Origin of the sequence: Lentzea alba, assembly GCF_047445655.1 — a bacterium.
Taxonomy (GTDB): Bacteria; Actinomycetota; Actinomycetes; order Mycobacteriales; family Pseudonocardiaceae; genus Lentzea; species Lentzea alba_A.
This window is the reverse complement of record NZ_JAJAEG010000044.1, coordinates 14,922-37,161: the sequence shown is the minus strand read 5'-3', so window position 1 is coordinate 37,161 and position 22,240 is coordinate 14,922. Positions and strand designations below refer to the sequence as shown.

Annotated in this window: 17 protein-coding genes and 1 pseudogene; 6 read left to right on the top strand and 12 right to left on the bottom strand. The window is 63.5% G+C overall.

Features of this window, described 5'->3' with window-relative positions; translation table 11 throughout:
* Positions 1-6: 6 nt before the first annotated feature.
* Positions 7-630, bottom strand: coding sequence for a helix-turn-helix transcriptional regulator (locus LFM09_RS44725; protein WP_414102720.1), 624 nt, complete (start codon positions 628-630; stop codon positions 7-9).
* Between the two features lie 142 nt (positions 631-772).
* Here LFM09_RS44725 and LFM09_RS44720 point away from each other — a divergent pair, with 142 nt between their 5' ends.
* Complete coding sequence (locus LFM09_RS44720; RefSeq protein WP_414102719.1) at positions 773-1,129, top strand: hypothetical protein; 357 nt, start codon at positions 773-775, stop codon at positions 1,127-1,129.
* Positions 1,130-1,411: 282 nt separating this feature from the next.
* On the opposite strand, the gene LFM09_RS44715 is transcribed toward LFM09_RS44720, so the two are convergent.
* Positions 1,412-1,888 carry a hypothetical protein gene (locus LFM09_RS44715; RefSeq protein ID WP_414102718.1) on the bottom strand — a complete coding sequence of 159 codons (477 nt, stop codon included), beginning with the start codon at positions 1,886-1,888 and terminating at the stop codon, positions 1,412-1,414.
* Positions 1,889-2,188: 300 nt separating this feature from the next.
* On the opposite strand from LFM09_RS44715, the gene LFM09_RS44710 reads away from it, so the two are divergent.
* Entirely contained in the window at positions 2,189-3,007 is an 819-nt protein-coding gene (locus LFM09_RS44710; protein ID WP_414102717.1) for an SAM-dependent methyltransferase, read from the top strand.
* Positions 3,008-3,245: 238 nt separating this feature from the next.
* Positions 3,246-5,777, top strand: coding sequence for an AAA family ATPase (locus LFM09_RS44705; RefSeq protein WP_414102716.1), 2,532 nt, complete (start codon positions 3,246-3,248; stop codon positions 5,775-5,777).
* A gap of 3 nt (positions 5,778-5,780) precedes the next feature.
* Here LFM09_RS44705 and LFM09_RS44700 read toward each other — a convergent pair whose 3' ends face one another.
* Complete coding sequence (locus LFM09_RS44700) at positions 5,781-6,062, bottom strand: HAD family hydrolase (protein WP_414102715.1); 282 nt, start codon at positions 6,060-6,062, stop codon at positions 5,781-5,783.
* Positions 6,059-6,427 carry an HAD hydrolase-like protein gene (locus tag LFM09_RS44695; protein ID WP_414102714.1) on the bottom strand — a complete coding sequence of 123 codons (369 nt, stop codon included), beginning with the start codon at positions 6,425-6,427 and terminating at the stop codon, positions 6,059-6,061. Before LFM09_RS44695 ends, LFM09_RS44700 begins: the two co-directional genes overlap by 4 nt.
* 99 nt (positions 6,428-6,526) lie before the next feature.
* Between LFM09_RS44695 and LFM09_RS44690 the strand changes: the two genes are divergently transcribed.
* Entirely contained in the window at positions 6,527-6,688 is a 162-nt protein-coding gene (locus LFM09_RS44690) for a hypothetical protein (RefSeq protein WP_414102713.1), read from the top strand.
* Positions 6,689-7,024: 336 nt separating this feature from the next.
* On the opposite strand, the gene LFM09_RS44685 is transcribed toward LFM09_RS44690, so the two are convergent.
* Together LFM09_RS44685 and LFM09_RS44680 are read right to left on the bottom strand one after the other, a co-directional pair.
* Positions 7,025-8,272 carry an MFS transporter gene (locus LFM09_RS44685; protein WP_414102712.1) on the bottom strand — a complete coding sequence of 416 codons (1,248 nt, stop codon included), beginning with the start codon at positions 8,270-8,272 and terminating at the stop codon, positions 7,025-7,027.
* A 1,018-nt stretch (positions 8,273-9,290) separates the two neighbouring features.
* Complete coding sequence (locus LFM09_RS44680; RefSeq protein WP_414102711.1) at positions 9,291-9,929, bottom strand: helix-turn-helix transcriptional regulator; 639 nt, start codon at positions 9,927-9,929, stop codon at positions 9,291-9,293.
* 308 nt (positions 9,930-10,237) lie between these two features.
* On the opposite strand from LFM09_RS44680, the gene LFM09_RS44675 reads away from it, so the two are divergent.
* Positions 10,238-11,245 (top strand): glutathione S-transferase family protein, encoded by a 1,008-nt coding sequence (locus LFM09_RS44675; RefSeq protein ID WP_414102710.1) that lies wholly within the window; start codon positions 10,238-10,240, stop codon positions 11,243-11,245.
* A 12-nt stretch (positions 11,246-11,257) separates the two neighbouring features.
* Here the strand turns inward: LFM09_RS44675 and LFM09_RS44670 are convergent, their stop codons facing one another.
* The 5 genes from LFM09_RS44670 to LFM09_RS44650 form a co-directional block, all read right to left on the bottom strand.
* Positions 11,258-12,577 (bottom strand): cytochrome P450, encoded by a 1,320-nt coding sequence (locus LFM09_RS44670; RefSeq protein WP_414102709.1) that lies wholly within the window; start codon positions 12,575-12,577, stop codon positions 11,258-11,260.
* Complete coding sequence (locus LFM09_RS44665) at positions 12,574-14,049, bottom strand: pyridoxal phosphate-dependent decarboxylase family protein (RefSeq protein ID WP_414102708.1); 1,476 nt, start codon at positions 14,047-14,049, stop codon at positions 12,574-12,576. Before LFM09_RS44665 ends, LFM09_RS44670 begins: the two co-directional genes overlap by 4 nt.
* Complete coding sequence (locus LFM09_RS44660; protein ID WP_414102707.1) at positions 14,046-15,497, bottom strand: FAD-dependent oxidoreductase; 1,452 nt, start codon at positions 15,495-15,497, stop codon at positions 14,046-14,048. Before LFM09_RS44660 ends, LFM09_RS44665 begins: the two co-directional genes overlap by 4 nt.
* A gap of 223 nt (positions 15,498-15,720) precedes the next feature.
* The gene (locus LFM09_RS44655; protein ID WP_414102706.1) at positions 15,721-16,305 is read right to left on the bottom strand and encodes a malonic semialdehyde reductase; all 585 of its coding nucleotides are present in this window, start codon (positions 16,303-16,305) and stop codon (positions 15,721-15,723) included.
* Between the two features lie 497 nt (positions 16,306-16,802).
* Positions 16,803-20,078, bottom strand: a complete 3,276-nt coding sequence (locus LFM09_RS44650; RefSeq protein WP_414102705.1) for a BTAD domain-containing putative transcriptional regulator — start codon at positions 20,076-20,078, stop codon at positions 16,803-16,805.
* Positions 20,079-20,616: 538 nt separating this feature from the next.
* Between LFM09_RS44650 and LFM09_RS44645 the strand changes: the two genes are divergently transcribed.
* Positions 20,617-20,922: a hypothetical protein gene (locus LFM09_RS44645; RefSeq protein WP_414102704.1), complete on the top strand. Its 306-nt coding sequence runs from the start codon at positions 20,617-20,619 to the stop codon at positions 20,920-20,922.
* Positions 20,923-21,238: 316 nt separating this feature from the next.
* Here LFM09_RS44645 and LFM09_RS44640 read toward each other — a convergent pair.
* Positions 21,239-22,055: pseudogene (locus tag LFM09_RS44640) on the bottom strand (transposase family protein).
* Between the last annotated feature and the right edge of the window lie 185 nt (positions 22,056-22,240).

Sequence of the window (22,240 nt, the reverse complement as noted above, 5' to 3'; positions counted from 1 at the left end):
CGCCGGTCAAATCGCGCCGACCCGCGCCGCATAGGCGACCGCGTGCGCGCGGTTGCGGAGATTCAGTCGGCTGATCATGCCCTGAATGATGTTCTTCACCGTACGTTCGGAATACCACAACGCCTCTGCGACCTCAGCCGTGTCCTTGCCCTCGGCCAGCAAGATCAGGACGTTGATCTCCCGCGGTGTGAGGCCTGAGCTGGTCAACCCGTTCGGACGCAAGACCTTGTCATGCAACGTGTGCACCTGGTCCAGCAACGGCCCGATCAGCTTCGCCGGAATCTCCCCCGCGCCGCCGACGACAGCGTTGATGGTGTGAATCAACCTGTCCCCAGTTGCCTGCGACATGGGCACAACAGCCCTCACCCCGCACTCCACCGCTCCCAGCAACTGGGATTCCCGAAGGTCCTGCACCACGAGGACGATCGGCTTGGCGAACTCGGGCATTTTCTCCCGAAGCCCTCGCAGATCGGAAATCCTCAAGTGATCGTGCGCCACCACGAGAACATCCGCGTCCTGCCACCGCTCCACCGGAACAGTTTCGATGGCTGCCTGCCCTCGCAGCAGCGCCATCACTCCGGCACGCAATATGGGCGTGTGCGCGTGTACCGCAACCGGTGTCGGATCCACTCGACGGCCTCCTCGCCATTCCGCATCGAACGCAATGATGAGGGAGCAATTCTTAACGCATCCTTAAAGCAAATTCACGACTAACGGGTAACATAGACCTGGTCCACATACTGGGCTAGTCCGCGATGCGGGACTCCGCCTGGTGAGCGGTTTCCAGGTTCCGCAGAACCAAACCTGCGTGAAACGCCATCGCCTCACCGTCGTCGCGCTCCACAGCCGCGACCAGCTCCTCTGCCGCTACAACCGACGCCAACAGGTCAACGACCTCTTCCGCACCTTCGTAGTCCTGCTGACGCACAAGCTCGCGATGAACCTCGAACAACAGCACATCATCGACCGGCCGGGGTTCTGGAACCGCCATCGCAGCCGTCCTTTCGACAGAGTGACCATGAGATTGGACGACCAGAGGCCGTATGGCCAGCGCCCGACCACGTTCCTGCCCTCACGGACGTTCAAGGCGTGCCTCAAACACACCATGGGCGTGTCATGCTGCGTTTGATCTATGACTCCTGATACCGCCGATGTCGTCGAACGCCTCCCCACGTCGTTGCCAGGGTTCCGGCAAAGTCGTCCCGCCGCCCGAAATGCCCGATGAGAGCGCGCCCACGACCGCGCGTTGTCGATGAACGGAACCTTCATCGACCTGACGTGGATGAAGGTTCCGTTCATCCGCATCAGGCTCATTTCCAGCTCTTGATCGACTCGCTGCCCCTGCACTCAGGCCAGGAACTGCCGAGCGACTTTGCCGGAACCCACGTCGTTGCGGTGAGCGGCTCAGCATTCACCCGATGAGAACGCCATCACGCCCTGCCGCCCGCCAGGGAGTCCTGTGTGCACGCAGGGCATAGGGAGTTACGGCGTTGATCGCGGATAGGACCGAAGCGGCGCGCGGGAACCAGCGGCGGGCAGGATCCGGTGCGCGGAACCAACTGCGGTCGCACGGCAGCATAGTGGTCAGCAGTGGCAGCCGCAGTGCGACGGGGACAGTCAGGTACCGCACGCCAGAGGGCATCTCGAACTGCCCGAACGTCGCGTCGTCGGCATCCGCCAAGAACGTGACGCGCGCGTCCGGCCGCTTCACGAACAGTGCGGGCGTGTGAATGTCGTTGCGTTCCAGGGCCTTTTGCACAGGCACCGCCCGATCTACCGGGACCTCGAACGCGACGACGCCGCGGCCCAGCGGGAGCAACACAGCATCCCCTTCGACACGGACTGGCCAGAAGTGGCGTTCGCGGTACCAGGCCTCGGCGCGCTCCACTTCGGCGGACTGAGCTGGTTGCATCACCGGACTCCTTCGCATCGCAGATGCTCTCAGTGCAGCATTCAGATGGCCAGTGACTGAACCTCCCACCAACAGGGATGCCCAAAAGGGCCCAAAACTTCAACCGATCCCTCCGCTGGCAACGGCCTTCTGACAATCGACGCCTGCCGATCGGTGCGCAGCTGTGCAGCACCGGTGGACAGGATGGGCATGCATCGACCACAACCCCGCCATCAAGACGATCGCTGTGACTTCATCCCTCGGGACCCACATCCGTGCGATCAACGGAGGAAACCGATGTACACGTCGTCGGGCCGCGCGACGGACTACCACGACGCCGACATGGTCTGTATCGCACGGGTGCACGACTACCTGCGCGGTGGCGAACACAACTTCTCGTTCGACCGGCGCTACGCGGACGCCGATCCCGAGCTCGCCCACGTGGTGCGCGCGATCCTCCGCCGTGAGCGTTCCTTCCTCGGCCACGCGGTGCGGTTCATGCTGAACCAGGGAATTCGCCAGTTCATCGATCTGGGCTCAGGACTGCCGGCGAAGGGCAGTGTTCTCGACATCACCGCCCAACTCTGCCCAGATGCACGGGTGGTGCACGTGGACGCCGACCCAGCAGTGGTGGAGTACGGACGTCTCATCCTGGCCGAGCAGAACGAACGCACACACTTCCTCTTGGCCGACGCCACCCGGCTCGACCACGTTCTCGGCCCCTCCATCGTGGCGGGAATGCTCGAGCTGCACAGGCCGATCGGTGTGCTCGCCATCGGATTGCCGCACCTGCTGTCGTCATCAGCGCGCGCGCTGTCGTTCCTTTCCTCGTACGGCGCGGCGCTCGCACGCGGCAGTGCGGTGGCCGTCACTCACCTTGTGCCGTGGTTCGCTGACCGGCTCACGACCGCCGCGGCGCCGCTCATGGCCGGTCCTGGAAAGTCCGTCTATCCGCGACGGAGGCGCAAGGTCGCGTTGATGTTCGACGGCTTCGACATGGTGGAGCCCGGCATCATCTCGTTATCACGTCAGTGGGCCTCGGGGCCGCCCGCTCCCGATCCGCTAGCGGGGAACGAGGACACAGCGATGCTGGCTGGCCTGGGCATCAAATCGTGACGCCACCGTGGAGCGGACCGCCAAAGACGACCCATTGTTCGGCCGAGTGCTCTCCGGCTCGGGAGGTAGCGGTACGCAGGTGTCGGGGTGTGTCACGCCGAGCCGCCTCTCAGCGATCGTGCTCTGCCAGAACGCGACGACCACGAACAGACCCTGAGCGTCCGGCGTTCGCCTGACTGCGGACGCCGTGGCATCCTCGATTCCGCAGTTGCGGAACGGCAGGGGGAACGGATCACCTATGACGCTGGTCGGACGTGACGACGTTCTGTCGATCTGTCACAACGCGCTTGACGGCGCTCGTTCAGGCAGGGGCAGCGTCATCGTGGTTCGGGGCGGTGCCGGCGCAGGGAAGACCGCGCTGCTGCGCGAGTTCGGAAACACCGCAGATGCCGCGATGGTGCTGAGTGCGACCGGATCGTACGGCGAGCGGGAACGCGCCTCCGGATTGGTCGCGCGGCTGCTCTCCAGATCGGATGCCGACGCTGGCGGTCGACCTCACGCGGTGCTGGCAACGTTGCGCGATGCAGGAGACCCTGTGGTGCTGCTCGTAGACGACCTCCAGTGGTGCGACCGTGAATCCCAGCGCTGGTTGTCAGCGCTCGCGGAGCAATCAGGCCATTGGCCGGTCGTCCTCGTCACGGCGGTGAGCGACGGCGCGCCGGGGTGGGATTCCGCTGAGGTGGAAGATGTCCTTTTCGCGGGTACCCACCACATGAAGCTCGACAACCTGGACCACGAGGAAGTCCGGGAGATGCTCGAGTTGCTGCACGGCGAGGCTCCGGCTGACCGGGTGGTTGCGGAGTGCCTGCGCGCCACCGGAGGTGTTCCGTGGCTGGTGGCGGGGTTCCACGACGCCGAGGCGATCGCGTTGTCTGCGAGGGTGCGGCTGCGTCGCATGGGACCAGCAGCGCTGGACGTGTTCATGGGCGTCGCTCTGCTCGGCGCCGTGCCGATCGACGTGTTGACGAGATTCTGCGGACGGCCTGGTGCCGAGGTGATCGGCCTGTGTGCGGAGCTGTCGGCGACCGGGTTGCTGAACGTCGGCGAGACCGAGACCTCGGTGACTCACCCGCTCGTACGGCGGTCGCTGTTGCAGCACGGTTCGCCTGCGGAACTGCGGGCGCTGCGCAGGAGAGCAGCTGAGTTCCGGCACGACGAGGGCGCCGAACCGGCAGAGGTCGCCGAGCACCTGCTCGCCAGCGAGCCGCGCCAGGAGCAGTGGGTGATGGACGTGCTGCTCGCGGCCGCGCAGTCGGCGATGGCAGTAGGTGAACCAAGGCGTGCGGTGAGGCTGCTGCGGCGGGCACTGTCCGAACGGCCCGACCGCGCTGCTCAGGAAGGTCAGGTGTTGCTGCGACTGGCCGAGGCGCAGGTACGGGGTGATGTCGAAGGGGCATTGAAGACCCTGGACAGCGCGCTGAAGGTCGTGCCTGAGGCCGAGGTGGATCTGGGCATGTTCAACGTGCTGATGCTGGACGGGCGGCGAAGTCAGGCCGCGGCGATCGCGGCAAAGGCCAGCGGGGCGACGGCCGCGCGGATGCGGGCCAGGCTGTCCTGGCGTCCCGCGGACGCGTCGGAGTCGGTGGCGATGAGCGAGGACGCTCTCATGTCTGCGGTCGGCACGCTGAGCCGGACACTGGCTGGACAAGGGCGGTTGCCAGCGTTGGCTGTTGCAGCTGAACTCACCGATCGGGCACCGGCCGACGTCGACGTGATGTTCGCCCAGGTGATATCGGCGGATCTGTTCGGATACGCAGGACAGCTCGCCAGCGCGACGCAGGCCTGTGATTCTGTCGTGAACGCTGCCGAGTACCTGCGGCACTGGCCTGCCTTGGCGTACGCGTTGTCGTCCCGCGCGCAGATCCAGCGCCGGGCAGGCCGGCTCGGCGCCGCGGAATTGGACGCGGAGCGGGCACTGGACCTCGCGGCCACCTGCGGCATGAGCCGCACAGGCCGCGCGGTGCGGACGATGCTCGCCTGCTTGGTCGAACTCGCACTCGACCGTGGTGACACGGCCGCTGCCTCGGAACTGCTGACCGTGCACCAACCTGTTGGCGCGGACATCGCCGAGCCCGGCGGCGAGGCGCTTCTCTTCGCCAGGGCCAGGCTGCGGGCGGCAGACGGAGACTTGCTCCGAGCGTGCAGCGACCTGGAACGGTGCGGAGACCTGTTGACGTCCATAGGTGTGCGGAACCCCGCCGCGATCCCGTGGCGGAGCGAGCTCGCCCGGTTGCTCGGAGCTGTCCCGCTCGCAAAGGAGCTGTGCGACGAAGAGGTCGAGTTGGCACGCCAGTGGGGAGCGCCCGCGACTGTGGGGCGTGCGTTGCTCGCTGGCAGTGGACCGATGATCGACGAGGCAGTCGATCTGCTCGCCGAGTCCGAGGACAGGTTCCTGTTCGCCCAGGCGCTGCTTCAATGCGGAGTGCAGCGAGCGGGAAACGGCGACCTGATAGGCGCACGGCGGGAACTGCGGCGTGGCCACGAAATCGCGGCCGAACTCGACTGCGCCTACCTCTCCGGCCGCATCGGCGCCGAACTCGTCACGGTTGGAAGCCGGCCGCCGAAACCGAAGCTGTACGGCGTCGGCGGATTGACGGAGGCAGAGAGCCGCGTCGCGCGGCTTGTAGTCCTGGGGCACAAGAACAGGGAGATCGCGCGAATGCTGTTCGTGCGGGAACGCACGGTTGAAGTGCACTTGACAAGAATCTACCGAAAGCTGGGCATCGAGGGGCGGGCGGCTCTGGTGAGCCTGCTCGGTCCGGACGAGTGAGGTTCAGAGCCGTCTGAGCCGGACGCTGGAGGGCAGGTTGATACCGCGACCGGTCCAGCGGATTCCGCGCAGGCTGCGCACGACGACAGGCGCCGGCGTGTGCAATGCGGCAATGCCGACACCAACCACGTGCGCGGGCTTGGCGGCGAGACCGGCAGCCACACCGTTGACGCTGTCTTCGAAGATCACGCACGCATCGATCGGCAGACCGAGTTTGGCCGCTGCCCGCAAGTACCCCTCGGGACTGGGTTTGCCGCGCGTGACGTCGTCGCTCGTGATGATCACCGGCGGTGTCGGGAGCGCGGCCGCGGCGAGCCTCGCCGTGAGCAGACCCGTGAGGCAGACGTGGCAACGGCCCAGTTCACAGGCAGGGACTCCACCAGCTCGCGGGCACCGGTCAGGGGCGAGGTCATGTGCGCGCCAGCGATCTCGATGGCATCAATCCGGCGCAGCGCGTGGTCGCGCACGACCACGGGCAAATGCAACCGGACGGTGTCCGCGGAGCGACGGCCGTGCACACCTCGCAGTACTTGTGAGGGATCGAGCCTGAACTCGTGCGCCCATTGCGTCCACGCCTGCTCACCGACGAGGGTGGAGTCGACCAGCACGCCGTCGACGTCGAAGAGCACGCCCCGACAAGCCGGGTTCACCGCGTTCACAGCTACCAGGCCCGAAGCGTGCTCTGACCCGAACGTCGGCGACGCGCAGCCGTTGTCTTGGATCGCGCGTTGCTTGCCGCCACAACCTGCGTGAGGATCGGCAGGGCCAACTCCGAGACCCGTGCGCCGCACTGCCCGAAATCGCACGACTTCCTCGGGCCGGTGTACTTCGTGTCCCCGCGGAGCGCGTCGAGCAGCGACCTGCGGTTGTCCACCGTGAAGGGCTGGGTCTTCCGTTTGACCTTCAAGTGACCTTCATGCAATTTTCGTTGAAGGTCGCGTCTGTCATCGCCTTTCCCTTTCGAACTTTCGATCAAAGCAGCGTACGAGACCGCGAGCCTGGCCGATGCTCCCGGACACTCGCCCGATCGTGCTGACCGCCTCACGGCATCACGTTCATGGCAAGACGATTACCCAAGTTGTTCGGCATCTGTTTCGGACCGTTGGACCGTGTTCGGTGGTTAAACGATGCAGCAGCAAGGGGGCGGTTCACGGCCCGGACCGCAGTGCACAGGACTCGCTGCGACCCCAAAGAGGGTGATCGTACGAGCACGAATGACATTCGGCAGATAGTTCGCTCACCGACTTTCAGGAACGAATGTCCTGCGTTCGAAACATCTCCGGTTCACCGCACGCCGCTTCTCGCGAGCCAGGCCGAATTGTCAACTTCAGCCACCTTGCGCCTGGCCACAACGCTGCCAGGACCGAGATCGCACCGGCGATCGCAATCACACAGGACGGGCTCACGACCTCTGCGGCGACACCTGCCAGACCGACTCCGAGGCCTTGCGCCGCGATGTTCACTGAAGACGCAATCCCCATCCCGTTGGCCCGATGACTGTCAGGAAGCAGTTGAGACATCATCGAAACCGACATCACCACCTGAGCCGCCCACAATGCGCCGCTGACGGCAAACAGCATCATTGCGCCGTATACCCCGCAGAGCGGCACCAGAACAAGCGGAAACCCGGCTGCCGCGCAGGCGATCGGGAGAGCGATCCGATAGCGCTCCGGCGTCACGAAACGCGAGAACAACGGCAGTCCGACTATCGCACCCGCACCGCAACTGGCCAGCACGATTCCAACCACACCGGACCCGTGGCCGAGCTCGTACACATATGGCGCAGCAATGCCTTCAGGCACGACGTAGAAGATCCCCAGCATGGCCATCAGGAGAATCACGCGGCGCCTTGGCTCACACCACAACATTTTGACACCCGCAACGATGAACAGATCAGACGTCGAGGATGCTCCTGGAGCCGGCCGTGAACGTACGCCCACTCTGATCAACACGGCAGATGCGGCGAACGTGAACGCGTTGATGGCCAAGCACACCTGGGGACTCACCGCAGCAGCGAGGAGGCCGCCCACCACGAAACCTGCGAGTTGCGCCGCCTGAACAGTTATCTGACGAAGGGTCATACCGACCGGATACTGCTCAACACTGAGGAGGTCACTCAACAGCGCGAGCTGCCCGGCACCGTAAGGACCACCGACATAGGACATGGCCGCCACAAGAACGCACAACCACGGCAACTCGATGCCGGGGATCACCATGACCGCGACCAACAGCGCGCGGACAATGTCCAAGACGATCACAACATCACGACGTGAACGCCGGTCAGCGATGTGAGACAACGTCAAGGCCCCGAGCAAGCTGGGGATGAACGTAAGGGCGTATGTCAAGCCTGCGATCGCGGCAGAATTTGTGCGGTCGAACACCAGCACGACAAGCGCAACTCGCGCAAACTGGTCCCCCGCGAAAGAGAGCAGCTCCGCCAGCCACATTGCTCGAAACTCGCCGACGGACAGCACCTCGCGAAACGTGACTCGCACAGCTTCGACACCTGCCCATTCAACTACTTCGCGCGGTGGGCCGCCCCCAATGTTGCGGACACCAGCACATGACGGTTTCTCCTGCATCAACCTTAGAGGCAATGATCCGCGATCACGACCAAACGGCACCTTCAGGCAAGATCTTGTGCACCTTCCATCATGTTTGTTGCTTCCATTGAGCCAGACGTGATGACATCCCCTTGTCATATCCGACACCGACGAGCAGGGGAGGCTGGACCAATGGCCATCGCACCGGCATGGTAGTAACTGACTGAAAGCGCCAGGGGTCTGCGGGTCGGCAGGGGGCTCGCAGACCTCTGGCCTTTGTCGACTGGCCTTCAAGTTCCCGACAGCACGATTGCCCACAGCAGAACTTACGACCGGGCTGACCGGACGTGCACATCCATTTTCCTACTGGCCCGATTGGGCTTCGGTTGTGCCAGTTCGAGTTCTGCAGACGATCGCGGAACCCGCCTTGAAAAGTGGTGCAGCGTGGCTAGGCCTCAACGATAGCTGCGCAGGACATGAGCACCTCGGAGACCGCTGGATCCGGCCCTGGGAGCGGTAGCGGGACGTACGCCACCAGGTATCCGCGCCTTCCTCGACATCTGCCCGTAAAGGCCGACCTGCGACCCGCGTTGGTCTGGGACGACAAGCCGCCTCCACGTGTGGTCGCCGCGCTCGTCCACAGCCATGACCGACGGCAGCTACACCCCAGCCGCCACGCCTAGGGACTATCGGCGATACGTCTCCACAGGGCCGGACCTGTCGAGGCGGACGCCCCGAGCTATAACTGACGATGAGCGCCGCATCCCAAGCCGCGACATCGATTGCGCATGATCACAACTGACGTTTCCGTGCGATCGTGTGGATCTGTCAGGCGTGCTCATCGGACATCGCGTCATTACCGCCATTTCACCGCGGGCAGGACGACGTGGACACGAGCTGTTCAGCCATCCAGCACGCGGCGGTGGGCTCTGCGTAAACTTCAAACTCGAGCATTCCGCTGTGGTGTAAGTTAGATGGCGCCGACACGAAGAGCATATGACACGGCGTGCACCCGATTACGCAGGGAAAGTCGCGCCATCATTTCCTGCAGGATCTTCTTGATGGTCCGTTCAGAGTAGCTCAGCAGCTCGGCAACGCGTGCCGTGTCCTCGCCGCAGGCGATATGCCTGAGGACCTCCACCTCGCGGACGGTAAGACCACCCGCAGTCAAGCCCTGAGTGGCGAGCAGGTTGGTGTTCGCGAACCGGATCTGGTCAACCAGCCACCGGGTGAGCCTGTCAGGCAGCACGGCGCGCCCGTCCGATGTTGCGAACAACGCGCGCACCACCTGGCCCGCCGTCATTCCCCTGCTGGGCAGGATGCTCACCACACCAGCTTCGAACAATCGCGGCAGATGCCGCTCCCGCAACGGACCGGCCACCAGCACGGTGCCTCTCGCAGAGGTCTGCCCCTGCTCCCCCAGCGCGACTAGCTCCGCCACGACGGCGTCAGTAACCGATTCCGCGAGCACCAGCACCACGTCGGCAGACGTGACGTCCCGATCGGTGACAAGTCGCAGGTCCTGGCAGGTCGACAACGTGGGCACCAAGTCCGCGGCCAGCCGCTCATCGCAAACGATGAGGCCAACGGTGATCCGGTCGACTCGCATTGCACGGTCCAAGCCCGCAGCTACCACAACGAACCTCTCTGCACGACGGTCCAACGCCCGCATCAAGCGAAGCAACCACCTGTCAACACGGCGTCGACGCCGCATCAACGGGGCGTCGACACCGTGTGCACCGCCACAACGATCAGGGCCATCGACTGCTTCGCAGCGTACGTTTCTGCATTTCAGGGGACCGGATGGCTACAAGTGCGTGGACTGATGGCGCTAATTGAGGCCCCGCCCCAGACTGCGTGATCAACATTTGGTGGGTCAGACTCGAGCGATGTTCCTGGATGCGGTAGACCTGAGGGATGAAGGCGAATGAGGTTCCTGCAGAAGAGATGACACGTGATCCCATGGCGTTCACCGACCGCGTGACGTCCAGCTCAGCCAGGTGGCCAGTTGAGGCAGGCCGGTATCGGCTGGTGATCAGCAGAGCATGTCCGTGGGCCAATCGGACTGCGATCGTGCGCCGGTTGATGGGTCTCGACGGTGTGATTTCGCAGGCGGTTGTCAGCCCCGTCCTGGAGTCGATCGCGGATGACTCACACTGGGTCTTCTCCGACTACGACGGTGGGGTCGATCCGGTGTTGGGCGTGCACGCGTTGCGCGAGTCGTATCTGGCTCGGCGGCCGGGTTACAGTGGCGGGGTCAGCGTGCCGGCTTTGGTCGACGTTTCCAGCGGGCAACTCGTGTCGAACGACTTCGAGGCGCTCACCATCGACATGGGGCAGGAATGGGGTGCCTGTCAGCGTGTCGGAGCTCCGGACCTCTACCCGGCGTCGTTGCGCGACGAGATCGACTCGGTCAACGAGGCTGTGTATGCCAACCTCAACAACAGTGTCTACCTGGCTGGGTTCGCACCGAACCAACAGGCCTACGACCGCGCTGTCAAGCGTGTGTTCTCGCAGCTGGACGAGCTGGAGGCACGGCTCGAGAACCGCCGCTACCTTGTCGGCCACAGTCTCACTGAAGCAGATGTGCGGCTGTGGCCGACGCTGGTGCGTTTCGACGCCGTTTATCACGGCCATTTCAAGTGCAACGTGCGCAAGCTGGTCGAGTACCCGGCGTTGTGGGCTTATGCGCGGGATCTCTTCCAGACTCCAGGGTTCGGGGACACCGTTGACTTCGACCAAATCAGGAAGCACTACTACTTCTCGCACTCGGGGATCAACCCGGCGCGGATCGTTGCCGTTGGACCTGGTCCTCGAGCCTGGTTGACCGCGCACCACCGGGATGAGCTCGGAGGCAGCCCTTTCGGCGACGGGAAGCCTCCTGGGCCTCCGCTGGACGAGGACGCGGTTCCCGAGATCGGATGAGGTGCAGGAGGATCAGGCTAGTTCCACCAACGCTCCATCAGCCGGCGCCATGAAGAAGCCTTGCAGCCGAGCGGTGGGGAGTTCTGCATCCACGGCCTGTAGTTCGTATTCGAGCAGCACCTTGGCGAGTACGAGCTTCATCTCGTTCATTGAGAAACCTCTGCCCACGCACATTCGGCTGCCGCCGCCGAAGGCTCCCCAGCTGTACCGGTCCAAAGGGGCGTTGACGAAGCGTTCTGGAAGGAACTCGTCGGGTGCGTCGAAGACGTCGGACGATCTCTGGAGCAGATGGGCGCAATGCACCAGCACCGACCCGGCCGGAATGTGGTAGCCGTCCAGTTCGACGTCCTCTCTCAGCAGCCGGACTCCGTTCAGCGCGGTGACTGGGTGCAGTCGAAGAACCTCCTTGAGCACGGCCTCCAGATACGGGATCGCGTTCACGGACTCTCGGCTAACGCCCGCGTCACCGACACTACTGACGATCGACTCTGTGAGCAGCTGCAGAACGCGCCGGTCACGAGAAAGCCGAACCAACGTCCACGCCAAGGTGTTTGCCGTGGTCGAGAATCCGGTGTACAGCAGGCTGAATGCCTCGTCGCGGATCACTTCGTCTGTGAGTTCGACGTCACCCTCCGAAGCGAGGTGCACCAGGGATGAGATGGTGTCCGGACTCCGGGTCCCGTTGAGCTTGTGATACCGCGGGAGGCTGTCAGCGATCAGCGCGCGGATGTCCTTGTCGGCTGAGAGCACTTCCTCGCGGGTGTACTTCGCGTTCTCTGTGCGCAACAGCATCGTGCGGATGAGACTGCGGTCTTCGTTGCTCATGTTGCCGCACACGACTTCGGTGATGATGGCGGCTGTCATGGCTTGCAGCTCTTCGAACAGAGGGAACGGCACGCCTTTCGGCCATGTTTCAGACCTGCGAGCTAGTTCGGTCAGCACCAAGCCGGAGTAGTCACGGCTGCCACCGAACGCGGGGTGAAGCTGCTGGCGGCGCTTGCGATGTGCGTTGCCCTCGATGTACGCGACCGACGCCTCGTCCGTTCCGAAGAAGATCTTGTTGGCCTCGGCCCCTGAAAGCGCTTCACCTGATGACTCGTACATGATCTTGACCTGGTGTGGACGACTGAGAAACACCCACGAGCCGTTGCGGTCGATGTCGGCGAGGCCGAGACCGCCGATGTTGCCCAGCGGCAAGCTGAAGAGGGTGCCGTGTTCACCAGCCAACTCGTCCAGGTAGCCGAATGCGTCCTCGTTGAACCGAGCGAGCACCTCGTCCGGCCGCTCGCTCGGACTCGGAACCGTCACCTTGGCGCTGTCGCGCTTGATCAAATTTCTCCGCCGTTCAGAGTCCTCACCGAACACGCGATGTCGTCGATCAACTGGTCGACGACAGCCCGGTCGGTCTTGTGGTGGAGGATGCAGACCCTCAGGACGAGACCGTGTTCCGGAAGCTCGGTTGTCGTGAGGTAGACGTTGCCCCTCGAGCAGATCAGCTCGCAGAGTTCCGCGTTGCGCGCCGAGCCCTGGTCGCCGCCAAGCTTGAAGATCACCACCGGCAGCTGCAGAGCATGTGGGCGTACCAGCTCCAGCCCGTCCACTTCGGACAGCCGGTTGGCGAGGTACTGTGCGAGGTCCAGCTTCTCGTCCAGGGCGGCAGCGAATGCAGGCACGCCGTGCATCTTCAGCGGAAGCCACGCGGTCAGGCCGCGAATCTCGCGAGAGAGCTCAGGACCGTAGGAAGCGAAGTCAGCAAGCTCAGGTTCGTCCGCGAAACCGGGAAGATATGCCGCCCCTGGGATCTGGAAGGCTTCTCCCAGCCGGGAGCGTTCTTTGACCAGCAGCGCAGAGATGCCGTGCGGCAAGAAGAGCGATTTGTGTGCATCGACTGAGATCGAGTCGGCCTCCTCGATGCCACGCAAGGTTGCCTTGCCCCGTTCGGTCAGCCGGAAGAACCCGCCGAAGCAGGCATCGGCGTGAAACCACATTCCTTCGTCACGAGCAATGCGAGCGAGTGTAGCCAGGTCGTCGACAGCACCGGTGTTGGTCGTCCCAGCCGTACCCGTCAGGCACACGGGGTACAGACCCGCAGCGCGGTCGGCCGCGATGCGAGAGCGTAGTTCGGTCAAGTCCATTCCGTAGTTCTCGTCAACGCCGATCACGTGTACCTGCGCAGCGCGGAGACCGGACATCGTTGAGGCTTTGATCATCGAGAAGTGCGCCTCTGATGACACATAGACCACCGCTCTGCCGCGATCGTCGTCCTCGTGCGCCGTCAACGCGCATCGCACAGCCATGAAGTTGGCCAGCGACCCACCAGTGGTAAGATACCCGAAGGAATTGGCGCCGTAGCCCAGCATCGTGCAGAACCACCGGATCACATTGGACTCGATCCGCTGGAACCCCGGTGCGGCGATCCACACACCGGCGAAGCGGTTCACCGCACGCGCGATGAAGTCACCTACGGCGCCTTGGATGAGACCACCGGAGGGGATGTGAGCCATGAACCCAGGATGCGGGTGCAGAGTGCCGTTTGACATGGCTTCGTCGAACACTTGCTGCAGCAAGACGTGAAAGTCTGTGCCTGCATGCGGAAGCTCGTCCTCACGAAGAGAATACGAGACGTTCCTGCCTTCGTCATACCGGTTGACATTGAGCGAGTCGAACACGTACGAGGCTGGCAACTCGCGCCTGTCCAGTTTGGCGCTCAGAGCGATGAGGTGTTCAGTCGCCGCCTTAACAAGGGCACGGACCTCCTCGGCGCTCAGCTCCAGCGGACGGGCAGCATCGCGATCATGTGTCATCGAACGAGTTCTTCACGAACGGCGACGATCAGCTCCTGCGCCGACTTCGGCTGATGCCGGCCGTACTTCGCCTGTTCGACGAACAATCTGATGATGACTTCCTCATCGGTCGCGAGATCATGCTGCCAGCACAGCTCATCGAGCATGCGGCGGTGCCACGTGTACCGGTCGACAGCCAGGTGGTACGGCAGTTCGGAAAAGGCCACGAGGTGGTACAGAGGTGCGAACAGTTCTGGGTACCGTGCGTGCAACTTGAGCTCGAGTCGGTTTCGTGCGTGAAACTCCTTTGAATCAGTGTGCGCGGACAACTCGCGAAGGTTAGCGAGGGACAGCTCGGTGATCGCCTTCACCGGCTCACTGCGCTCCTGCGTGAACCGAGCCAGGACCGAAGGCACGTCGTCGATAGCGCCACCGCGATCATCGGCTTGTTCCAGCGATGACATGAGGACCTGGACATCCTCGAACGAGCAGTTGATGCCCTGTCCGTAGAACGGGACGAGCGTGTGTGCCGCATCGCCGAGCAGCACGGTCCGGCCGTGGTGGAACGGGTCGCAGGCGATGGTCCGCAGCGCTGAGGCGCGACCAGCGAAGAACGCCGTATCGAGCTCCGGCAGGAAAGCAAGGGAGTCGGGCAGGTGTTTTTCGAAGAAGTGGACCACACCTGCCGAACCGCGCAACATTTCGATCGATGGTTGCCCCTGAATGTCGCTGCGCAACGGCATGAACAGAGTCGCGGTGTAGGTCTGGTCCCGGTTGGGCTGCGCCAGCAACATGAAGTCCTCACGCGGCCAGACATGCAGGCCGTGTGAGGAACTCTCCGGCACCATCGGGTCGCGCAGGGCGTGCAGCAGAGAGTGCAGACCTCGATCATCAGGCGGCATCGTCAGCTCGACATAGCCGTGGGGAATGAAGAACTGACGGATGTCGAGACGTCCGCCCCGGCGGGATATCTCGTGCCTCACCGTACTGTTGGCGCCGTCACAACCGATCAGCAGGTCGGCCGTTTCCACGATCACCTTGCCGCAGGACACGAACTGAGCTGTCGCGTTCCTGGGATCCGCACCGAAGCATTCGTGGTCGAAGTAGAACTGGGCACCTGCCGCTTTGGCCTCGGCGAGCAGGAGGCGGTGCAGTGAGTTTCGAGGAATCGAGAGCAGATGCTGGCCCGTGGTCACTCCGTAGGGCTGGTAGGTCAGCGAGCCGTCCTTGTGATGGATGACGCGCTGCGGAAGTTCGACGCCGGCCCGGTAGACGCTGTCTCGGAGGGCTAAGGGAAGAGACCGCAGGCCACGTTCCGTGAGCGTCAAATTGAACGAGTTTCCGCGGCCGGGTCGTGTCGAGAGCGGATTCATCCCGCGCTCGTACACGCGAACTTCGTGTCCGCGTGTCCTGAGTCTGATGGCGGCCAGGCACGAGACGGGCCCGCCTCCGATGATGATGACCTTCATGTCGCCCCCTTGTCAGAAGTTGCGCTTGATTTGATGGCTCCGTGCGACGACGCAGCCGCGACGGAGCCCGCGCGTGAACTCGGTGAACACCGGGTCAAACCGACGAAGATCGTTTCCGGATGCAGAACGATCCGACCTCGTCGACGAGCGCGACTTGAGCCAAGCGAGTTGCCAATGAGAAAGGCGGAACAGCCGCCAAAAGATGACAACCTTGACTGGCGGATCAGACAGAAGTGAAAACGTCCTCGTATTGGAGACGCGGCAAACGGGCGAACCCAGGTGAGTTCTGAGCCGGTTCGCCCACGTTGACCACTGCCACGGCCTGAAGCTCACCGTCAGGGAAGAAGTCAGCGTTCAGAGCCTGGTGATCGAATCCGGTCATGGGGGCTGCGGCGAGTCCGGCCGCGCGAACGCCGACGATGAAGTAGCCAAGCTGGATGTGGGCGTTCATGGTGGCGGACGCCGTGCGCATCTCCGGGTCGGCGAAGAACTCCTCTGCCCCGGGAAGCACGGGAAAGAGTTCGGAGAGCCGGAGGTGGAAGTTCAAGTCGGCGGCAATGATGACCGACAGGGGCGCGGCCAGGGTCTTGGCCTTGTTGCTGTCGAGCATGTGCTCGACGAGACGACCACGGGCCGTTGACGACTGGACGAGCACAGCGCGCAACGGCTGCTGGTTCATGGAAGTCGGGCCGTACTTGACCAGGTCGTGGATCGCACGCAGCTGAGCGTCCGACACTGGTGCATCCTGGAACGCGGTGACAGTGCGAGGATCCAGGAAGAGCAGGTCCTGTGCGTCCTTCGCGAGCACAAGTTCAGCCGGATTGAGATGTTCCACTCTTTGCGCTCCTGGGGCTAATTCTTGTATTAGCTGTGAATCCTATGGGTTCACAATGACCTCAGAATCGAACGGCATTCGACGGTGTCGGTCAACCAGCTTTCTAGCACTGTGTCCGTCTGGGCCTGACTTTTTGCCCGCAAGTGCTCGCGATGGCGATCGGTCCATAGTGATCGCAGTTCAGATTGTGATCAGTGGCACACTCGCATGGCCTATTGTAAATTCGGTTTCAATGTGAGACGTCTGCGGCCCAGCAGTGGAAGTCTGGTAATGCGTCCCGCAGGCCTATCTATTGAGCTCGCAACGGCCAGCTCCTCAGCCGATCCGGCCTTCGGTGCCGTCACCACGAGGGCGCAAGTCAGCAGTGTGTCCGAGTTGTGTGTCGTCACAAGTTCATCGGCGCCCAGGCCCACAGTTGTTGCCGCCGCAACCTCCGCAATCAGCGACAGGGCCCTGTCCAGAGAGCGCCATCAAAGCCGGACCTGGTCCCGACTACGGCGAATCTGCTGCCCGCCTGCGGCTCGTTCACCGAGCTGGCTGTTGAGTCCGCCAACTGCCACACAGGTGTCGTGGTGTGATTCGGTTAGGTCGAGTCTTGCGGTTCTGTGGCGATTCGACTCAGTCGAATCGCCACGTGACCCGATCGGTTCCGGCGTAGCATATGAAACCAAACCCATTTCCGACATCGAGGCGACCACGCGCGCGTAGGTGATCATGCTTGCGAGATACCACTCGGCAGTGGGCCGATGATCCGCGAGGACGGCGTCAAGATCGGCAAGCGCGGTCACCAGGCGTGAGTCGGCACGATCGTAAGGATTGGCCACGAGCAGAGGATCGGCCAGGTCTGCCCGCAGCCGCTCCAACGCGATGCGTTGGGCCCCGGTCGCGCGGTCGTGTTCCCCCGCTTCGTGCAGCACCCTCCCCAGCTGAGACCAACATCCGGTCAGCATGCGGTCGAACAGCGTGTGCCGCGTCTGCCCGTGGTCCTTCAGCTTGAGAAGCCACGTGATCTGCTGCTCAAGGAACTCGGCGGACCTGACGTACTCCCCCTGGTTTTCGTAGATGTCGCTGATCATGCTCAGGATGAGCAACCAGTCGTGCGGCGGAGGATCGTCGCCGGCCAGGTCGCGAGCCTTGAGGGCACACGCCAGCCCTTCCTCGTAACGTCCGCCCTTCATGTGACACCGTGCGAGTACCGCCAGCGCCCCGCTCTGTCCGGTGGGCGCCTGCTCGGCCCTGAAGAGTTCGCATGCCTGCTGAGCAAAGGAGAAAGCTGCCTCGTCATCACCCCAGTACGAGTAGGTACCTGCGGCCTGACGAAGCGTGTAGCCCTCAGCCATACGATCGCCTACCGCGCGAAAAGCTTGGGCTGCGGCATCGAGCCGCCTGTAGGCGGAATTTCTCCGACCGAAGTGGAAGTCGACACGTGCCAAACACCGCAGGGCGTAAGCCACGCCGTGTTGATCCTTCGTCTTGGCTGCGGCTTGAAACACAGTCTTGTTGACCATGTCCATCTCGTTCCAGGCGCCCTCCCAGTCGAGATGGTGACGCATGCCCCAGGCAAGGCGCCAAGCATGCTCCTCGAATCCATTGGTCGCAGCGAACTGCGCGAGCGCGAGTACCGTCGCCCGCTCGGCTTTGCCCGCATCGAGCGCAGCCTGAAAGTCAGCGGGGGGCGTCGCAACTACTCCCGGCGACACGGGAAGCGGCACCGGGGCGTCCTCGTCCCCGTTCGTGTGTTTCGCCGCTCCAGATGCGATCACGAGATGGTGATCGAGCAATCGGCGCCGCGCTGTCCGTTGCTCTTCGGGACTCATTACCTCATTCAGCAACTCCTGGGAGTACTCGTGCAGGAGGTCATGCCAGCTGAATCGGCCTGATCGGTCTTCCGACACAAGGTACGCATCGGCCAGTTCACTAAGCAACGTCTGGACCCGTGCCACGGGGAGTCCTGCGAGGCTCGCCGCCTCGGCGATATTCGTCTGGGCCAGCGGCAACAACCCAAGCAGCCTGAACAACGAGGCCGCAGGCTCGCCCAATGCCTTGTAAGACCACGACAACACGGAACGCACATCGCTGGTCGGCTCATCCGCGGCCAGGAAGTCCAACCCTGGGACATCACACTCGGTCAACTGACTCGCGATGTCCGAAAAGCGCAATGAAGGATTGCTTGCCGCCCTCGCGCACACGACCGCCAGCGCCAGCGGCAACCGCGCACAGGCGAACATCACCTTCCGCACGGCCGAGGGCTCCTCCAACATGAGGCGTGCGCCCAAGCGCCGGGTCATCAGCGCGGTGGACTGCTCCTCGTCAAGCAACGTCATCTCGACGGTGTGCGCGCCTGTCGCCGCGACAAGCCCAGTGAGCGCCGAGCGACTGGTGATCAGCAGCAGGCAGCTCGGGTTGCCAGGCAACAGCGGCAAAACCTGCGCGCTGTCCCGGACGTTGTCCAGCATGAGCAAAATCTGCCGCTCGGCGAGCACGCTTCGGTACAACGCGGTCAAAGCGTCCAGCCCCAACGGGCGGTTCAACGCCGGTATGCCAAGCGCATCCAGCAACTCCCACAGCACTTCTTCGGGCTCACGGACCGTATCTTCGCTTCCGAACCCTCGCAAGTTCACGTACAACTGGCCGTCCGTGTACGAGGAAGCCAACTGGTTTGCCCAGTACACTGCAAACGTTGTCTTTCCCGAACCCGCAGTACCGTGCACAACGACTGCCGTAGGTGGATGCGCCTCGCGGAACCGTGCATTCAGCTCGGCGAGCTCCGCCCCACGCCCGGCGAAAACCGGCAATGCGACCGGAAGTTGAGCAGGGCGCAGCAGGGAACTCTCTGCCGCCAGCTCCGGCTCCGCGCGAGCGAGCTCGCTGGCGGGCGCGGGAATCAGCGCAGGATCCGCGCGCAGGATCCGCTGGTGCAACTCCCGCAAAGCCGGACCAGGATCAACACCCAACTCCTCACGCAACGTCCTACGGACGTTCTCGAACACTGCCAACGCCTCGGATGATCTTCCAGACCTGTACAACGCCTGCATCCAAAGTTCGTGCACACGTTCCCGCAGTGGCTCCCGCTCCGCGATCGCCGCCAGCCGCTCCAGTAGTTCCACGCCGCCGCCCAGCCGCAGATCCAGGTCCGCCAATGTCTCCACCGCCTGGACCCCCAGCCGTTCAAACCTGCGACGCTGTTTCGCCGCCCATTCCCCAGGCAGGCCGGCCAGCGCATCGTCACGCCATTCGTCCAGTGCGTCGCGTAGCAGGGACACTGCTTCGCCGAGATTCCCGTCTGCCTTCATCACGTCAGCGGCCCGCACCGACGCCCTGAACCGGCCGAGGTCGATCTGCTCGTCCTGAATGTTCAGTCGATAACCTGCGCCGTCCGAACGCAGCACCGGCTCTCCAGAAGCGTCAACGAGAACACGACGCAACCGATGCACATACGTGCGCACAGTGCCCCGTGCCGATCTCGGAGCATCCTCGCCCCAAAGCACGTCGACGATCTCAGATACCTGTACCGAACGCCCGACTTCCAGAAGCAGCACTGCGAGCGTCATCCGCTGCTGGGGCGACCCCAGGTCCAACTCGTCACCATCGCGCCAGGCGCGCACCGGGCCCAACAAAGCAAAAGCCAGGCCCTGCCTATTCGGAGTGCCCTTTCCCGGCGGGGTAAAGATGACAGGTGCCATTCGAGGACTCACCTCCGGTGTCAGCGTCATCAAGTTGAGACTCGCTGAACGCTCGAAATTCATGACGGCATATGCCGAGGCCTGTCAAGTTCGCGTGAGCCTTCATCAACCGCATCAGCAATCAACTCCGGGTGCGACCGCGCCGACATCGCAGCGCCAACATCGACCGGCACGTACACCTCAAGCTCTGCCGGCAGATCTGCAGGACATAGCGCTCATACGCCGTCTGACCGGGCAGCGCACCAACCAGCGGCTCAGTCACGAGACGCCTCGCAGTGGGGTGTCCGGAGCGGTTCACCTCTCCGGATCAGGTGCGCCACGCTCTGGACACCACCGGTTAGCGCCATTGGGGTCTTCCGGCCAGTCTGCCAACACGGTCCCGACACGGTTGCAGTATAAGGATGATCACGCAGGTGCCGCAGCAGGCGCCGCAGCCGGCACCGGCCCGTCCAGCGGGGGTGTCCTAGATGCCAGCGTCGCATCAATCCGAAAATCATGGTGACCGGGGCAGGCGGCAGCGCGCCGGTCCTGCTGGGGTGGCTTGGCGGGGTCTGCTGGTCAGGCGGCTGGGGTGAGTTGTGGCCCGTCATGGTTCGACGACATGTGGATCACCGACGCCGCCCTGCTCGACAACAACCATCACCTCCTGTGCGACGGGCAGATCTTGCTGGCCGACAAAGGCTTCGCCGGAATGGACTTCGAACAACTCACCCGCGACAAGGGGCTGCGCCTGCTGCGGCCCGACCGCAAGGACGAGACCTTCTCGACCTCGAACGCCACGGCGCACGAACCCGCACGGCGTGTTAACCGCGTCGCCCAACGCCTGCTCGCCATGTCCGCCGGCATCTGGCACAACTCGACCACCGGAGTGACCAGCAAACGATCACCGATCGCCTACGACCACTAACACCAGATTCACGTGATCAATCATGTAGGTCGCCACCAGCAGAACTCACTCGCGCAGGTCGAGTCGCACGCCTCTGGAGAGTGCCGGCGGCGCTCATGTCACGTATCGCAAAGGGCCTGTTCCTCACCACTTTTGCGGAACTGGCCAGGTCGCCAGCCCAGAACGGGACAATCCCCTCCAACCGACTTACAGAGAAGATCTCTCCCACCATGATCACCGACCAGCCTTCACACAAACCACCGGATCACAAGACATCCCTGACCACTGAGGCTTTCCGAGTAACCATTCGTGGCGTTGTGTGATCAACTGTTGTTGGTCATGTGGTGCGTCCGTGTTCGCGGTGGAGCAGGACCAGTGCGGCGGCGACGATGCCGCCGAGGCGCCAGGGGCAGCCTCGGTAGCGGCGCAGGGCCTTGTAGCTGGTCTTGAGCAGGGAGTTGGCGCGTTCACCGAGACAGCGCAGCGCGCCGCGTTGTACGTCTGCTGGCCCAGGGTGAGTTGCCCGTCTTTGGGCTTCTTGACTGGGATCGTGAAGGTCTCGGCCTCGCCTTCGTAGCCCAGGTCGGTCAGTGCCAGGGCGCCGTCGCTGACCCAGGCGGTGATCGCGGCCAGCGGTTCGGGATCGGCGCGGGCGGCGCTGATGTCGTGCTCGCGGCCGGGACGCACGTCGGAGGTCCACAGGGGCCAGCCGCCCAGGGCGGAGACGACCTGGACGTTCCCGCCGTGATGGTGGTGCTTGCGCTCCACCACAGATCCACCCCCGTGGTCGGGCCGGGCGTGGAGATCCGGTCGGTGCGCATCAGCGTGCCGTCCACGATCACATGCGAATGCCCGGCCGCCTTGGCCACCAGCAGCGCCCCGTGCAGCGACGGCCGGCCCGCCGCAAATACCGCGACGCCCTCGTCCCGGTAGTCACAGGCGGCAGCCAGGGCGATCCCGGTATTCCTGGCCAGAGCAGACATCCGGGTATCGTCCAGGAACCAGCGCAGCACCAGCACCGCCTGGTTGTAGGCCCCCAGCGCGCGGGTCCTCTTGCACGCACCTCGCCGTTCACGCTCGGCGTGCAGCAGCGCCGACAAGAACAGAACGGTGTCCTCGGATGCTTCCAGGACAGCGGTGTATGAAACACTCATGGACCCGCGGAACCTCGGTGAAGCTGACCTGTGGAAGGACCCACTTCATACCGGGGCTCAGCGTCTTTGCGTTGTATCGCAACAAGTTCGGCGCGTCACCAGCCGCTGCTACACAACGTCACCCCCAGCTACGCGGAAATCCTCGCTCTATGCCTCGAACTTCTGTGCCACGAGAACAAGCACTT

What these genes read in the sequence shown, in the direction of transcription:
- LFM09_RS44710 (WP_414102717.1), top strand. Translation starts at nt 2,189, where the DNA reads ATGTACACGTCGTCGGGCCGCGCGACGGACTACCACGACGCCGACATG.
- LFM09_RS44705 (WP_414102716.1), top strand. Translation starts at nt 3,246, where the DNA reads ATGACGCTGGTCGGACGTGACGACGTTCTGTCGATCTGTCACAACGCG.
- LFM09_RS44680 (WP_414102711.1), bottom strand. Translation starts at nt 9,929, where the DNA reads ATGCGAGTCGACCGGATCACCGTTGGCCTCATCGTTTGCGATGAGCGG.
- LFM09_RS44675 (WP_414102710.1), top strand. Translation starts at nt 10,238, where the DNA reads ATGAAGGCGAATGAGGTTCCTGCAGAAGAGATGACACGTGATCCCATG.
- LFM09_RS44665 (WP_414102708.1), bottom strand. Translation starts at nt 14,049, where the DNA reads ATGACACATGATCGCGATGCTGCCCGTCCGCTGGAGCTGAGCGCCGAG.
- LFM09_RS44660 (WP_414102707.1), bottom strand. Translation starts at nt 15,497, where the DNA reads ATGAAGGTCATCATCATCGGAGGCGGGCCCGTCTCGTGCCTGGCCGCC.
- LFM09_RS44650 (WP_414102705.1), bottom strand. Translation starts at nt 20,078, where the DNA reads ATGAATTTCGAGCGTTCAGCGAGTCTCAACTTGATGACGCTGACACCG.
- LFM09_RS44645 (WP_414102704.1), top strand. Translation starts at nt 20,617, where the DNA reads ATGTGGATCACCGACGCCGCCCTGCTCGACAACAACCATCACCTCCTG.